Raw genomic sequence first — 13,991 nt, 5'->3', positions numbered from 1 at the left:
CTCAGGTTGAAGCGATTGCCAACTACGTTACTCGATGCTGACGAAACGTCTGCAATATTGGGTAACTTTACTCCCCTCTCCCTATTTTGACTTGTGCAAGATCATCTGCAAACTAGTGCAAAGTCTTGCGCGGCCTTACACTTGACGTTCGTGAAAATAGTTTGAAAGATCGTGAATGGTTGTATGCGGTGTACCCGTGGTCAATAGAAAAAAATGCGCAATTCGATTTTTGTAGGCATTGGTTTTTTTTAGCTCTTCTTCCAATATATTTAAATTGAAGGAGCCATTCATAAGCTTGCATTGGCCTACTAACGGAACTTGATTGCCTGATGAGACTATATCTATGCCGAATTGCTTTTGTCCTTGACCACCGTACGGTTTGAACTCAGTGAAATGTCCAAAGCGCCGCTTAACTATATCGGTCAACCAGTAGCAACAAAGTTCTTCCCATTGCTGCCAATGGCTTACTTTTAGGCTATTCATTTAGCTCTCGCTAGAATTAGGTATGGTGTGGAGACTGTAACAGTAATAACTGCGTTGACACTTGGTTGAGCGTTCTAGAAATGACAAAGGGCTTACATTTCTGTAAGCCCTTGTTTTTACTACTAATACTTGGTGGCCCGGGGCGGAATCGAACCACCGACACAAGGATTTTCAATCCTCTGCTCTACCGACTGAGCTACCAGGCCAAGACCAAGAATTATAGAGATGTTGGGGGTAGTTGGCAAGCTTTTTCTGAAAAACTTGGTTCCCCTCTATGAGCGAGCCTTGATCTGGCGCATCTGGCTGGTCGGTGTGCTTCCCGTATAATGGGGCATTATCTGCTTATTGATGGGGGACGGATGTCTGCTCAGGTGCGTGATTGCGATATTTGTATCGTTGGTAATGGGGCGGTGGGCAAGGCTGCGGCTTTGGGGTTTGCCCAGGCGGGTTTGCGTGTGAGTTTACTATGCGCGCCGGGTTCTGGTGTGGCTGCTGTTGCGCCTGCTTCTGCTGACTGGGATGTGCGGGTGTATGCGCTGAATCATGTCGCGCATGATTTGCTGTCTTCGCTGAAAGTCTGGGATGCGCTGGATCAGGCGCGGGTAGCGCCAGTGTCGGCCATGCAGGTGCAGGGTGGTGGCGTGGATGCGGGCAAGCTGGGGTTTGATGCTTATGGTGCGCATGTGAATGAGCTGGCCTGGATTGTTGAAGACAAGAATCTCAATCAGGCGCTGGATACGGCGTTGCGGTTCGCGCAAAATCTGACGTTGGTGCAAGGGCGGGCGCAAGCCTTGGTGCTTGATGCTGAGGCTGCACAAGTAGTGCTGGATGATGGCAGCAGCATACGTGCGTCTTTGGTCGTTGGTGCTGATGGTGCGCAATCCTGGGTGCGTGGTGCTTGTGATATCGGTCTGGATTACCGTTCTTATGATCAGCAGGGTGTGGTCACCAATTTTGAGTGTGCCAAACCGCATCATGGTGTTGCGCATCAATGGTTTGTGCAGGAGCAGGGGATTATTGCCTTGTTGCCTTTACCGGGTAATCGCGTTTCGATGGTATGGTCCGCCCCGGATGCGCTGGCGCAGACTTTGTTGCGTGAACCCCTGTCGGCATTGGTCGAGCGCTTGATGCCGTATTGCAGCGAGGTTCTGGGTGCTTTGCAGCCAGTCTTGCCGGAGGCGATCAAGGCTTTCCCATTGCGGCTGATGCGGCCACACAGCATGATCGCACCGCGAGTTGCGCTAGTCGGGGATGCGGCACATGCAGTGCATCCGCTGGCGGGGCATGGCATGAACCTGGGCTTTGCCGATGTGGTCGATTTGCTGAAAGTGATCAAAGAAAAAGAAGCGCACCGCGATTGTGGCGATGCACGTTTGCTGGGCCGCTACCAGCGCGCGCGCAAGGAAGAAGTGCTGCTGATGCTGGCGACGACTGATAGCCTGGCGCGCCTGTTTGCATCCGATTTGACGCCTTTGCGTACAATACGTGACCTGGGATTGAACTTGCTGGACCGCTTGCCAGTCATAAAGAATAAACTGATCGCCCACGCCATGGGGAAATGAGCCCGGTCATTGCGAGCATGTAAGTTTGTGGCAATGAATGCGACCAATGTTGATGAAATGGCTAAAACGATTTAGTCTGAGCCTGATGAAGAAAGAAAATTGAACATGAAAAAAACATTACAAGGCTTGATAGCCCTCGCATTTGCCTTGGCTGGCAGTGCATTTGCCGCTGAGACAGCGCAAGAAGCCACTGTGCGCAAGCTGATACAATCCACTTTCCGCGAGGGCGTGAAAATTGATACTGTGACCAAGACGCCTTATTCAGGCCTGTTTGAAGTGCGTATCGGTTCGGATATTTTATATACGGATGAAAAAGCACAATACCTGTTCACAGGTGAAGTCATTGATGCAAAAAATGGGACGAATTACACCAAGGCCAGGATAGATGATTTGAGCAAGGTGAAGTTTTCTGAGTTGCCTCTGGAATCTGCGCTGAAGATGGTCAAGGGAGACGGCAAGCGCGTGATTGCCGTATTTGAAGACCCTAACTGTGGCTATTGCAAACAGTTCCGCAAGACGCTCAACACGCTGGATAACATCACGGTGTATACCTTCATGTATAACATTTTGAGCGATGACTCCAAGGACAAATCAAAGAACATCTGGTGCTCTGCCGACCGAAACAAGGCCTGGGATGACTGGATGTTGCGTGGCAAGGCTGCGCCAGAAGCGCCAGCCAATTGCAATACGCCGAATGACAAAATTTTTGCACTGGGCCAAAAAATGCGGGTGACTGGTACGCCTTCAGTCATCTTTACTGATGGCAGCCGTGCCCCCGGTATGCTGGATGTGAAAATGCTGGAAAGCAGAATTGCCGCAGCTGCCAGCAACAACAAAGCTAACTAAGCGTACTTTTACTGATGACATCATCACCGCGCTGGACTGGTATTTTGCTGGCAGCGGGGCGTGGTCGTCGTTTTGATGCCAGCGGCCAGCAAGACAAACTCTTGCAAACACTGGCCGATGGCAAGTCTGTAGCGCAGCACAGCGCAAAGAATTTACTCGCGGCTATGCCGCATATGGTCGCGGTAACCAGGCCCGATAATGCTGTGCTATCAGATCAGTTGCAGGCCATGGGTATAGTATGCCTGGTCTGCCATGATGCGGACGCTGGCATGGCCAATTCACTCAAGTGCGCTTTGCGCGCCACGGCTGATAGTGAAGGCTGGCTGATCGCTCTCGCAGACATGCCCTTCGTAAAGCCCTCCACCTTGACGCAACTCTGTAACACCTTGCAAGCAGGCGCCGAAATCGTCGTACCTGTATTTAAGGGGCAGCGTGGCAATCCAGTGGGGTTTGCGCGTAAATACTTGCCACAATTACTGGATTTGCAGGGCGATGTTGGCGCACGTAGTCTTTTGAAAAGTGATTTGGTGACGCAGGTGATGGTGGACGACCCTGGTATTCATCAGGATATTGATACGCCAGATGCCTTGGTTGATTATCTTGCTGCGATGGCTAGGGCTGAAGCTTAATTTGTCGAGATCAGTGATTTTGCCTAAAAATCCTGTAAATAAGACATGATTTCGAAGACGATGCTTAAAAAAGCCACGGAATTGCCACAATTTTTCACTTTCCTCGCCAGCTTTGTTGCTTCTAAATAGCTTTCGGATATATCTATACAACTAAAATAACCATAGAATAGCGGTTTTCTTCCACCTGATTTAAGACGTGGCGGTATTGGTGCTGCCCAAATCTATGAATAATCTCAATCAAAAGCTGGCAATACGGATAGGTTTTGTCGGGCTTGCACCATTTGTCTTTTTGACGCTGGCTTGCTGGATCGTGCATCCTGACTGGCTGGGGGCCCTGATCAAGGCACAACTGCATTATGGCATTGTGATTTTGTCTTTTCTCGGTGGTCTGCATTGGGGCGTCGCCCTGATGGCAGGTGGTGGACATGAGAATGAAAACAAGAAAGCCCTGATCTGGGGTGTGGTCCCCATTTTCATCGCCTGGCTGTTTTTGAACCATATGCTGATAGGTTTTATTGTTCAGGTTGCCGGTTTTATTGCGACCTACAAGATAGACAAGCGTCTTTATCAATCTTATGGTGTGCCAGCATGGTTTATGACTCTGCGTTTGCAATTGACGCGCGCAGTCGTAGGGGCGCAGCTATTTACCTTTATCGCGGCCAATGTTCGTAATTACACGAGCTGAAAAAATTCTGCTTTCACTTCTCACTTCAGCAGACTCATTATTTAAGAAACAGAAAGATCGTTCCGAATGAAAAAAACGATAACAACAAAGAGACCTGGCGCGGCTATATCTGCGCATGCGCTGGCGTATACCATCGTCCCCAAGGACCTGGCCGGACATATCTACCAGGTCACGCTCGACATTGCAGCGCCTGAAGTTGAGGGGCAGATTGTCAGTCTGCCAGCATGGATACCGGGCAGTTACATGGTGCGTGAATTTGCCCGCAATATTGTGCAAATCAAGGCAAGCTGTGAAGGCAAAAAAGTCGCACTGAAAAAGCTCGATAAGCACACCTGGCAAGCCGCGCCTTGCAAAGGCGCTTTGCATATCAGCTATGAAGTGTATGCCTGGGATTTGTCAGTACGTGCAGCACATCTCGATCAAAGCCACGGTTTCTTCAATGGCACCAGCGTGTTCTTGAGCGTACATGGCCAGGAGATGAACCCGCATGTCGTTGATATCCAGCGTTCCGAAGATATCGCATGTAAAACCTGGCGTGTTGCCACGTCCTTGCCAGAGCTGAAAGCCAAACGCTATGGCTTTGGTACGTATATAGCCGCCAATTATGATGAGCTGATCGATCACCCGGTAGAAATGGGTGACTTTGCGCTGGCGACATTTGATGCACATGGCATTTCTCACGATTTTGTCGTGACTGGCAAAGTACCAAATATGGATATGGAGCGCATCATTGCTGATGTGCAAAAAATCTGCGAAACCCAGATCGCCTTCTTTGAGCCGCGTACTAAGAAAGCACCTATGGATCGCTATGTCTTCATGACCATGGTGGTGGGTGAAGGCTATGGTGGCCTGGAGCATCGTGCCTCCACTGCATTGATTTGCAACCGCACTGATTTGCCAGTCAAACACCAGGCGGAAATGAGTGATGGCTATCGCGGCTTTTTGGGCCTGTGCAGCCACGAATATTTCCATACATGGAATGTCAAGCGCATCAAACCTGCTGCTTTCGCCAGCTATGATCTGCGCCATGAAAACTACACCAGCCTGTTGTGGGTATTTGAAGGCTTCACCAGCTACTATGATGACCTGATGCTGGTACGTGCAGGCGTGATTGATGAAGGCGCTTACTTTAAATTGGTGGCCAAGACCATCAATATGGTGACACGCGGTAGCGGCCGTTGGAAGCAAAGCGTGGCTGAATCGAGCTTCGATGCCTGGACCAAATATTATCGCCAGGATGAAAATTCACCGAATGCGATCGTCAGCTATTACACCAAGGGTTCTTTGGTGGCATTGGGACTGGATTTGACGATACGTGCAGAAACTGCGGGCAAAAAATCACTCGACGACGTCATGCGCGCCATGTGGCAAAAATTTGGCCGTGACTTTTATGAGCGCAGCCTGTCAGGCAAGCAGCAGGGCCTGGGCGAGACTGAGTTTGAAAGTCTGGTTGAGCAAGTCACTGGCGTGAACGTACGCCGCTTCCTCGACAAGCATGTGCGTGGCGTTGAAGACGTGCCGCTTTCAACACTGTATGCTGACTTTGCGGTACAGGTAAGCGGTGGCAATGCAAGCAAAAAATCCAGCCTTGGTGTACGTGTAGTGCGTGAAGCAAATGACTGTAAGATCGCCAACGCACATGAAGGCCGCGCAGCACATGTCGCTGGCTTGTCAGCCAATGACATCATCGTCGCCATCAATGGTTTGCGTGTGACTGCTGCAGATGCTGCCGATAGTTTGGCTACGGCGCTCGGTCGTTATCGCGTGGGGGAGACTGTGCAGATTCACGCCTTCCGCCGCGATGAGTTGTTGACGGTGCAAGCTAAATTGCAGGCGGATGATGTACCCGCTGTAACTTTGGCAGTGCAGGCGTCAGGGAAGTCTGCTAGTTTGCAGAGACCAAGCTATCAGAAACCAGGCAAGAAGTAAGTTTGTAGTTTCTTAAAAAACCGCCGTAAAGCCAGATGCTTTGCGGCGGTTTTTATTTTTTTGCGAAACCTTGACATAGCCCCTTCAGATTATGGGGAAATATCCTCAGCCAATTACCCAAACACCTTTGCCAGTTCCGCCCCAGGGTTCTCCGCCCGCATAAAGGCCTCGCCCACTAAAAATCCATGCACATTTGCTTCCCGCATGCGGGTGACGTCCTCTGCTGACATGATGCCGGATTCGGTAATGACCAGTTTGTCTGGCGTAATCCTTGGCAGCAAACCTATCGTCGTATCCAGGGAAACTTCAAACGTACGCAGGTTACGGTTGTTAATGCCCAGCATAGCTGTCTTGAGTTTCAAGGCTGTTTCCAGTTCTTGCGCATCATGTACCTCAACCAGCACACCCATGCCCAGTTCATGTGCGCATGCTTCCAGTTCAGCCATCAGGCCATGATCAAGGGCAGAGACAATAAGCAAGATGCAATCAGCACCCCAGTGTCTGGCCTGGTAGATCTGGTAAGGATCTATCATGAAATCCTTGCGCAATGCTGGCAGGGCGCAAGCAGTACGCGCCTGTTGCAGATATTCAGGTGCACCCTGGAAGAACTGCACGTCCGTCAGCACAGACAAACAGGCAGCACCATGTTCAGCATAGCTTTGCGCAATCTCTGCTGGGTGAAAGTCGGGACGCAGCACGCCTTTTGAAGGCGAAGCCTTTTTAATCTCGGCAATCACCGCTGCCTTGCTGGCAGCAATCTTGCCACGCAAGCTGCTTTCAAAACTGCGCAAATCAGCTTGCGCTTCCTTGTCGGATTCAACTTCTGCACGCAGGCTGGCAAAGGATTGATATCTCTTGGCTGCTGCCACTTCATCCGCTTTGACTGCGAGAATTTTATTCAAAATATCAGACATGGGCTTACTTCCCTAATTGCTGGGTGACTTCAATAAACTGTTCCAGCTTGGCCTTGGCTGCGCCAGATGCGATAGCTGATTGAGCTAGTTTGACACCACCAGCAATCGACGTTGCTATGCCCGCGCCGTACAGGGCTGTACCTGCATTCAGGGCGACGATGTCAGTCGCTGCACCTTCAACATTGTTCATTACGTCGAGTATCTTTGCTTTTGATTCATCTGCACCAGAGACGCGCAGGTTGCGGTTGGATACCATCTGCAAACCAAAATCTTCCGGATGGATATCGTATTCGCGGATTTCGCCATTCACCAGTTCGCCCACCATGGTCGGTGCGCCCAGTGAGACTTCATCCATATTGTCGCGCCCCCATACCACTATCGCATGTTGCGCGCCGAGGCGTTGCAAGACGCGTACCTGTATGCCGACCAGATCAGGGTGGAAGACACCCATCAAAATATTCGGAGCGCCTGCTGGATTCGTCAATGGCCCCAGGATGTTGAAGATGGTACGCACGCCCAGTTCACGACGCACTGGTGCGGCATGCTTCATCGCCGCATGGTGGTTCGGTGCAAACATGAAGCCTATGCCGGTTTGTGCTATCGACTGGGCGATCTGTTCAGGCTTGAGATTGATATTCGCACCCAAAGATTCGAGTACATCAGCACTGCCCGATGATGAAGACACACTGCGACCGCCATGTTTGGCGACGCGTGCGCCAGCAGCGGCGGTGACAAACATGGATGCGGTAGAAATATTGAAGGTATGCGCGCCATCGCCACCTGTACCGACGATATCGATCATGTTGTCCGTATTGGCCAGCGGCACCTTGGTCGAAAATTCACGCATGACCTGGGCGGCGGCAGTGATCTCACCTATGCTTTCTTTCTTGACGCGCAAGCCCATGGTCAGCGCGGTGATCATGACTGGCGACATTTCGCCACCCATCAATTTACGGAACAAAAACAACATTTCATCGTGAAAAATCTCACGGTGTTCAATCAGGCGTGTCAGTGCTTCTTGTTGAGAGATGGTCATGATGCAGTTCCAGTCAAAAAGTTTTTCAGCAGGGCATGGCCATGCTCGGACAATATGGATTCGGGATGGAATTGCACGCCTTCGAGATTGAATTCCTTATGGCGCACACCCATGATTTCGCCGTCATCTGTCCATGCGGTCACTTCCAGGCAATCCGGCAGACTGGCGCGTTCTATCGCCAGGGAGTGGTAACGGGTAATCGTGTAAGGGCTGGGCAAATTCCTGAAGACACCAACGCCAGTATGGGCAATCGCAGAAGTCTTGCCATGCATGACTTGCTTGGCACGGATAACCTTGCCACCAAATGCCGCACCTATGGCCTGGTGACCAAGGCAGACTCCCAGAATAGGTGTCTTACCGGCAAAGCGTTCTATGACGGCGATGGAAACACCAGCCTCAGCAGGTGTGCAGGGGCCGGGCGAAATGCAGATATGATCAGGCTTCAAGGCTTCAATCTCTTCTATCGTAATTTCATCATTACGGTAGGTACGCACATCTTCACCCAGCTCGGCAAAATACTGCACCAGGTTGTAGGTGAAGGAATCGTAGTTGTCTATCATCAGTAACATTTAAATTTCTCCATCCAGGCCATCTTGCACTTGTTCTGCTGCACGCAATACTGCGCGTGCCTTGTTTTCGGTTTCCTGCCATTCCATTTCCGGTACTGAATCGGCCACTACACCTGCGGCTGCTTGTACATACAGCATGCCGTCTTTCAAGACGCCGGTGCGTATCGCAATCGCCAGGTCCATTTCGCCGCCGAAGGACAGGTAACCGCAGGCCCCGCCATAGATGCCGCGTTTTACGGGTTCGAGTTCATCAATGAGTTCCATTGCCCTGACTTTCGGCGCGCCAGACAAGGTGCCAGCCGGGAAGGTGGCTTTCAATACATCGAGATTGGACAAGTTCGCTTGCAAGACACCTTCTACATTCGAGACGATGTGTTGTACATGTGAATATTTTTCTATGACCATCTGGTCCGTGACCTTGACGCTGCCGGTCTGGGCGATGCGGCCTATGTCATTGCGGGCCAGGTCTATCAGCATCACGTGTTCGGCGATTTCTTTCGGGTCGGCCAGTAATTCTTTGGCCAGTTCAGCGTCGCGTTCTGGTGTCGCGCCGCGCGGGCGGGTGCCTGCCAGTGGGCGTATCGTGACTTTCTTGCTGCCATCATTCAGGCTTTCATTGCGTACCAGAATTTCTGGTGATGCACCGATGATTTGCATATCACCAAAATTATAGAAATACATATACGGCGAAGGGTTCAGCGAACGCAGGGCGCGGTACAGTGATAGCGGTGAATCGACATAGGGTTTCTTGATGCGTTGGCCAACCTGCACTTGCATGAGGTCACCCGCCATGATGTATTCCTTGGCTTTTTCTACCGCCTTCAAATAATCTTCCTTGGCAAAGTCGCGTATGGATTCTGTACGGACAGACGCTGATGTGACAGGCGCATCCACACTACGGCGCAGCATTGCGCGCAAGTCTTTCAGGCGCTGGCGGGCTTTGGACCAGGCTTCTGGCTGGGTCGGGTCGGCATACACGATGAGATAGAGTTTGCCAGATACATTGTCGATGACGGCCAGTTCTTCAGTCAGTAATAACTGTATCTCTGGCAAGCCCAGATCATCTTTTGGTGCCTTGCCAGCCAGGCGTTTTTCTACATGGCGCACGGCGTCATAGCCAAAGTAACCAGCCAGGCCGCCGCAGAAGCGTGGCAGGCCAGGGCGCAATGCCACCTTGAAACGCGCCTGGAATTCAGCAATGAAATCCAGCGGGTTCATCTCGCGGCTCTCTATGACCTGGCCATTTTTCAGGACTTCGACTTTGTCACCAAAGCTGCGTACCAGGGTATTGGCAGGCAAGCCGATGAAGGAATAGCGGCCAAAACGCTCGCCACCCATGACGGATTCAAGCAAGAAAGTATTCTTGCCCGCATTCTGGGTTTGCGCGAGTTTCAGATACAGGGTGAGCGGGGTTTCCAGATCGGCGAAGGCTTCCGCAATCATGGGGATACGGTTGTAGCCTTGCGCGGCCAACGATTTGAATTCGAGTTCGGTCATGGTTTTCTTTCAACCGCCTGCCTGTTCCTGAAGCTTATGCACGCGTCTGCAACAGCAGCCAGCAGCGCACGCAAATTCGCTCAAGAGAGTATGGACGGGTAAGACAGATTGATATAACAAGCAAGAAGATGTGCTGGGGATGTGCACAGCCACTCGCGGCATTCGTGTATTAACAGAATTGCCAGCGTCGCCATAGCCAGGCCTCAAAAGTGCCTGGAGTGATCATGGAACGTTTGTTATCGATGAACATTCGTTATGTGAATGGTTTGAAAGTCAATGAGAGTTTTTCGCTGACAGCAGTTGTGCTGCTACCAACAGGGTTTCGACTATACCATCACTTTGAATATTTTGTACAGCTTCGCCGTGGTTGTATCCATACGGCACTGTCAAGACCGGGCAACCGGCAGCGCGGGCAGCAATCGCATCATTGCTGGAGTCGCCTATGGCCAGCACTTGTGACGGTGGCAAGCTCAGAGACTTGCAGGCTTCCAGCATGGGCAGGGGATCAGGTTTCTTTTTTGCAAAGCTGTCGCCGCCATAGACTTGCTCAAAATAATGGACTATTTCCTTCTTTTCCATCAGCGGCAGTGCAAAGGCCAGTGGCTTATTGGTAACGCAGACCAGGCGCAGACCCAGATTGCGCATGGCTTGCAGGCCTTCATGCACCTCAGGGTAAAGCTGGCTGTGGTCACCATTGATAGCCAGGTAATGACGCTGGTAAGCAGCCAATGCTTCATCAAAGCGTGCTGCTACGCCAGAGGTATCAAAATCCAGGGCCAAGACTTGCTGGATCAGATTTTCCGAGCCTTTGCCCACCATGGTCTTGATGGCATCTAGCGTCAGTGGTCTCAGCGCAAAGTCTTCGCGCATGCGGTTGATGGCGACCAGAAAGTCTGGTGCGGTATCTATCATGGTGCCATCGAGATCAATGATGGCGGCTTTGATGTGGCTGAACATGGCGGGGGCGATTAGATATAGGCTTTCCGCCTGACGTGGCGAAAAGCCTGAAGATGAAATTGAGGATTAAACCTTGGACAACTCAACACGCATGGCATCAATGATAGCCTTGTAGTCGGGTTTGCCAAAAATGGCAGAACCTGCAACAAAGGTATCGGCACCAGCACGGGCGATTTCTGCGATATTCTCGATTTTGACGCCGCCATCCACTTCCAGCATGATGTCGCGGCCAGATTCATCAATGATCTTGCGGGCTTGCGCGATTTTCTTCAGTGTATGCGGGATAAAGGTCTGGCCACCAAAACCCGGGTTGATCGACATGATCAAAACGATATCGACTTTATCGATGACGTTTTCCAGTACATGCAGCGGTGTCGCTGGATTGAATACCAGGCCAGCCTTGCAACCATGGTCACGTATGATTTGCAGGCTGCGGTCTATATGTTCCGATGCTTCCGGGTGGAAGGTGATGATATTTGCGCCAGCCTTGGCAAAGTCGGGGATGATGCGATCGACAGGCTTGACCATCAGATGCACATCGATAGGCACTTGCACATGCGGGCGTATCGCTTCGCACACCATGGGGCCTATGGTCAGGTTGGGGACATAATGATTGTCCATGACATCAAAATGGATCATGTCAGCGCCAGCGGCGACGACATTGCGGACTTCTTCTCCCAGACGGGCGAAATCGGCAGACAATATACTGGGAGCAATGCGGAAAGTGGTCATGATGGAATCGTGCTTGAAAAAGATATGCTATTTTACCTTGTGAGGGCAAGCGGCTGTTGTCTTCGTCTGGCACAATGACCGTAATTCATCATGAAAGAAAATTATGGCAGCGTATGAAATAAGTGTATCGGTGGCAACGCAATACCTAAAAGACCAGTCCGATCCTGAGCAAAACAATTTCGTTTTTGCCTACACTATTACCATCAAAAATACCGGCACCGTGGCGGCGCAAGTGATTTCTCGCCACTGGATCATTACCGATAGCACCAACCATGTAGAAGAAGTCAAAGGGCTGGGGGTAGTCGGCCATCAACCCTTTTTGGCACCAGGACAAAGCTTTGAATACACCAGCGGCAGTTCACTAAGAACACCACAGGGCAGTATGAAAGGCACTTATTTCTGCGTTGCAGAAGATGCCCATCGTTTTGAGGCAGAGATACCCGAGTTTGTCCTGTCTTTGCCGCGTACCCTGCACTGATACTTGCATGGCGCAGGCTTATTGCGGATTTTCATTATCCTGGCTTTGCTTGTTATGTTCTATCGGCTTTTTATCTTCTTTGGGTGGTGTTTCTGGTGTACGGCCATGAAACATCGTCCACCAGACGATAAAAATCAGCATGAACATTGCAACGCCTGCTTCCAGCGCTAATAACCACATCGCATCCACCTCGCTCAATAAAGTAAGCGCATTGTACCTGCTAATTTGTGTGCTTATTTGCGTCCCTCATTACAGGTGCTGGTCCGGCGCATTACAATAGACATACCGGCATTCATGCTGCATAACCCTACTCAATAAAATCAGGAGCATCTATGACATACGAATGTATTTTGACTGAAACCCGCGACAAAGTCGGTTTGATCACCCTGAACCGCCCCAAAGCCATGAATGCGCTGAACGATCAGCTCATGGATGAGCTAGGTCTGGCGCTCAAAGCTTTCGACAAGGATGAAAACATCCACTGCATCATCCTGACAGGTAGTGAAAAAGCCTTTGCCGCCGGTGCCGATATCGCTGCCATGGTGGGCTATAGCTTCATGGATGCCTATAAAGATGACTACATCACCCGCAACTGGGAAACCATGCGCCAGATCCGCAAGCCAGTAATCGCTGCTGTTGCTGGCTATGCTTTGGGTGGCGGTTGCGAAGTTGCCATGATGTGTGACTTCATCATCGCCGCAGAGAATGCCAAATTCGGCCAGCCAGAAATCAAGCTCGGTACTTTGCCTGGTGCTGGCGGTACCCAGCGCCTGCCGCGTGCGATATCCAAATCCAAAGCCATGGACATGTGCCTGACTGCGCGCATGATGGATGTGGTCGAAGCCGAACGCGCAGGCCTGGTATCACGTGTCGTGCCATTGGATAAGCTGATGGAAGAAGCTTTCGCTGCAGCGAATACTATTGCCTCCATGTCCTTGCCCATCATCATGATGGCCAAGGAATCCGTCAACCGCGCTTATGAAACTACTCTGTCAGAAGGTATACAGTATGAGCGTCGCCTGTTCCAGGCCAGCTTTGGTACCGAAGACCAGAAAGAAGGCATGCAAGCTTTCCTGGAAAAACGTCCGGCTGTATTCAAGAATAAGTAAGTCACTATTCATATAGTGCATGCAATAAATCAAAACGGTAGCAACATAGTTGGCCCCAACCCGTCGCACCAGCGTCGCCTGCCGACGGGCTGTTATGCCTACTCACACATATTTAAAAGCAAAACCCTTGAGTGCGCGCAGCGCACTCAAGGGTTTTGCTTTTAAATAAACGAAGTAAATAATTCCCGATAAACGCTTGCGGAGAAGTGGAGTAGTTTGCTATAGTTCGCCTCCCGCTGAGAAGCGGGCGAGAAGAGAAGCAAAAGAAGCAAAGCTAGTGAAATGAGCGATCGAAGAGATTGCGGAATAAATTAGCAGCTGTGGGCACTAAGCAACGGTTTTGCCAGCTTGAAAGAGCGAAACAAAACGAAGTGAGTTGCAAGTGTTGACAGCGACAAAGACGTGCTTCATAATCTCGTTTCTCTGCTGCTAACGCACACAACGCTGCGACGCAAAACTGGATGAATAAGTAGTCCGGTCTAGTAGAAAAGATTTCAGTTCTTTAACAATTAACAGTCAATAAATGTGGGCACTTGTTGAAGCGCACCAATTGACTTCGGTGAGT

At 50.8% G+C, this 13,991-nt stretch carries 15 protein-coding genes and 1 tRNA gene; 7 read left to right on the top strand and 9 right to left on the bottom strand.

What is annotated here, in order from left to right; all coding sequences use genetic code 11:
* Positions 1–135: 135 nt before the first annotated feature.
* Together Q8K39_RS14015 and Q8K39_RS14010 are read right to left on the bottom strand one after the other, a co-directional pair.
* Positions 136–483, bottom strand: a complete 348-nt coding sequence (locus tag Q8K39_RS14015; protein ID WP_305261093.1) for a hypothetical protein — start codon at positions 481–483, stop codon at positions 136–138.
* A 130-nt stretch (positions 484–613) separates the two neighbouring features.
* Positions 614–689: transfer RNA gene (locus Q8K39_RS14010), tRNA-Phe, on the bottom strand.
* A 153-nt stretch (positions 690–842) separates the two neighbouring features.
* On the opposite strand from Q8K39_RS14010, the gene Q8K39_RS14005 reads away from it, so the two are divergent.
* From Q8K39_RS14005 to Q8K39_RS13985, 5 genes are all read left to right on the top strand, one after another.
* Entirely contained in the window at positions 843–2,045 is a 1,203-nt protein-coding gene (locus tag Q8K39_RS14005) for a UbiH/UbiF family hydroxylase (protein ID WP_305261091.1), read from the top strand.
* Between the two features lie 105 nt (positions 2,046–2,150).
* Positions 2,151–2,891 (top strand): DsbC family protein, encoded by a 741-nt coding sequence (locus Q8K39_RS14000; protein ID WP_305261089.1) that lies wholly within the window; start codon positions 2,151–2,153, stop codon positions 2,889–2,891.
* A 14-nt stretch (positions 2,892–2,905) separates the two neighbouring features.
* Positions 2,906–3,520, top strand: coding sequence for a nucleotidyltransferase family protein (locus tag Q8K39_RS13995; RefSeq protein WP_305261087.1), 615 nt, complete (start codon positions 2,906–2,908; stop codon positions 3,518–3,520).
* Positions 3,521–3,743: 223 nt separating this feature from the next.
* A complete protein-coding gene (locus Q8K39_RS13990; protein WP_186955693.1) occupies positions 3,744–4,205 on the top strand; it encodes a DUF3429 domain-containing protein in 462 nt (153 codons plus the stop codon).
* Positions 4,206–4,271: 66 nt separating this feature from the next.
* Positions 4,272–6,134, top strand: a complete 1,863-nt coding sequence (locus Q8K39_RS13985) for a M61 family metallopeptidase (protein ID WP_305261084.1) — start codon at positions 4,272–4,274, stop codon at positions 6,132–6,134.
* Positions 6,135–6,247: 113 nt separating this feature from the next.
* Here Q8K39_RS13985 and trpC read toward each other — a convergent pair whose 3' ends face one another.
* The 6 genes from trpC to rpe form a co-directional block, all read right to left on the bottom strand.
* Positions 6,248–7,048, bottom strand: coding sequence for an indole-3-glycerol phosphate synthase TrpC (gene trpC / locus Q8K39_RS13980; RefSeq protein ID WP_305261082.1), 801 nt, complete (start codon positions 7,046–7,048; stop codon positions 6,248–6,250).
* A gap of 4 nt (positions 7,049–7,052) precedes the next feature.
* Entirely contained in the window at positions 7,053–8,084 is a 1,032-nt protein-coding gene (trpD, locus tag Q8K39_RS13975) for an anthranilate phosphoribosyltransferase (RefSeq protein WP_186955696.1), read from the bottom strand.
* Positions 8,081–8,653: an aminodeoxychorismate/anthranilate synthase component II gene (locus tag Q8K39_RS13970; protein WP_110258194.1), complete on the bottom strand. Its 573-nt coding sequence runs from the start codon at positions 8,651–8,653 to the stop codon at positions 8,081–8,083. The genes trpD and Q8K39_RS13970 overlap by 4 nt, the downstream gene beginning before the upstream one ends.
* Positions 8,654–10,150 (bottom strand): anthranilate synthase component I, encoded by a 1,497-nt coding sequence (gene trpE / locus Q8K39_RS13965; RefSeq protein WP_305261079.1) that lies wholly within the window; start codon positions 10,148–10,150, stop codon positions 8,654–8,656.
* Between the two features lie 273 nt (positions 10,151–10,423).
* Positions 10,424–11,107: a phosphoglycolate phosphatase gene (locus Q8K39_RS13960; RefSeq protein ID WP_305261077.1), complete on the bottom strand. Its 684-nt coding sequence runs from the start codon at positions 11,105–11,107 to the stop codon at positions 10,424–10,426.
* A 66-nt stretch (positions 11,108–11,173) separates the two neighbouring features.
* A complete protein-coding gene (gene rpe, locus Q8K39_RS13955; protein WP_305261076.1) occupies positions 11,174–11,839 on the bottom strand; it encodes a ribulose-phosphate 3-epimerase in 666 nt (221 codons plus the stop codon).
* 103 nt (positions 11,840–11,942) lie between these two features.
* On the opposite strand from rpe, the gene apaG reads away from it, so the two are divergent.
* On the top strand, positions 11,943–12,317 hold the full coding sequence (apaG, locus tag Q8K39_RS13950) for a Co2+/Mg2+ efflux protein ApaG (protein WP_110258198.1): 375 nt from the start codon (positions 11,943–11,945) through the stop codon (positions 12,315–12,317).
* A gap of 18 nt (positions 12,318–12,335) precedes the next feature.
* On the opposite strand, the gene Q8K39_RS13945 is transcribed toward apaG, so the two are convergent.
* Positions 12,336–12,497 carry a hypothetical protein gene (locus Q8K39_RS13945; RefSeq protein ID WP_186955701.1) on the bottom strand — a complete coding sequence of 54 codons (162 nt, stop codon included), beginning with the start codon at positions 12,495–12,497 and terminating at the stop codon, positions 12,336–12,338.
* Between the two features lie 152 nt (positions 12,498–12,649).
* On the opposite strand from Q8K39_RS13945, the gene Q8K39_RS13940 reads away from it, so the two are divergent.
* Positions 12,650–13,426, top strand: coding sequence for an enoyl-CoA hydratase (locus Q8K39_RS13940; RefSeq protein ID WP_305261070.1), 777 nt, complete (start codon positions 12,650–12,652; stop codon positions 13,424–13,426).
* The last annotated feature ends 565 nt before the right edge of the window (positions 13,427–13,991 follow it).

Origin of the sequence: Undibacterium sp. (assembly GCF_030683615.1) — a bacterium.
GTDB classification, from domain to species: Bacteria; Pseudomonadota; Gammaproteobacteria; order Burkholderiales; family Burkholderiaceae_D; genus Undibacterium; species Undibacterium umbellatum.
The sequence above is the reverse complement of the archived record's forward strand: the minus strand, read 5'-3'. Positions and strand labels throughout refer to the sequence as shown.

Excerpts from the sequence above, each read along its gene's own strand:
- Q8K39_RS13960 (WP_305261077.1), bottom strand. The coding sequence starts at position 11,107 with ATGTTCAGCCACATCAAAGCCGCCATCATTGATCTCGATGGCACCATG.
- Q8K39_RS13995 (WP_305261087.1), top strand. The coding sequence starts at position 2,906 with ATGACATCATCACCGCGCTGGACTGGTATTTTGCTGGCAGCGGGGCGT.
- Q8K39_RS13985 (WP_305261084.1), top strand. The coding sequence starts at position 4,272 with ATGAAAAAAACGATAACAACAAAGAGACCTGGCGCGGCTATATCTGCG.
- Q8K39_RS13990 (WP_186955693.1), top strand. The coding sequence starts at position 3,744 with ATGAATAATCTCAATCAAAAGCTGGCAATACGGATAGGTTTTGTCGGG.
- rpe (WP_305261076.1), bottom strand. The coding sequence starts at position 11,839 with ATGACCACTTTCCGCATTGCTCCCAGTATATTGTCTGCCGATTTCGCC.
- Q8K39_RS13970 (WP_110258194.1), bottom strand. The coding sequence starts at position 8,653 with ATGTTACTGATGATAGACAACTACGATTCCTTCACCTACAACCTGGTG.
- trpE (WP_305261079.1), bottom strand. The coding sequence starts at position 10,150 with ATGACCGAACTCGAATTCAAATCGTTGGCCGCGCAAGGCTACAACCGT.
- Q8K39_RS14005 (WP_305261091.1), top strand. The coding sequence starts at position 843 with ATGTCTGCTCAGGTGCGTGATTGCGATATTTGTATCGTTGGTAATGGG.
- Q8K39_RS14015 (WP_305261093.1), bottom strand. The coding sequence starts at position 483 with ATGAATAGCCTAAAAGTAAGCCATTGGCAGCAATGGGAAGAACTTTGT.
- Q8K39_RS14000 (WP_305261089.1), top strand. The coding sequence starts at position 2,151 with ATGAAAAAAACATTACAAGGCTTGATAGCCCTCGCATTTGCCTTGGCT.
- Q8K39_RS13940 (WP_305261070.1), top strand. The coding sequence starts at position 12,650 with ATGACATACGAATGTATTTTGACTGAAACCCGCGACAAAGTCGGTTTG.
- trpC (WP_305261082.1), bottom strand. The coding sequence starts at position 7,048 with ATGTCTGATATTTTGAATAAAATTCTCGCAGTCAAAGCGGATGAAGTG.
- trpD (WP_186955696.1), bottom strand. The coding sequence starts at position 8,084 with ATGACCATCTCTCAACAAGAAGCACTGACACGCCTGATTGAACACCGT.
- apaG (WP_110258198.1), top strand. The coding sequence starts at position 11,943 with ATGGCAGCGTATGAAATAAGTGTATCGGTGGCAACGCAATACCTAAAA.
- Q8K39_RS13945 (WP_186955701.1), bottom strand. The coding sequence starts at position 12,497 with ATGTGGTTATTAGCGCTGGAAGCAGGCGTTGCAATGTTCATGCTGATT.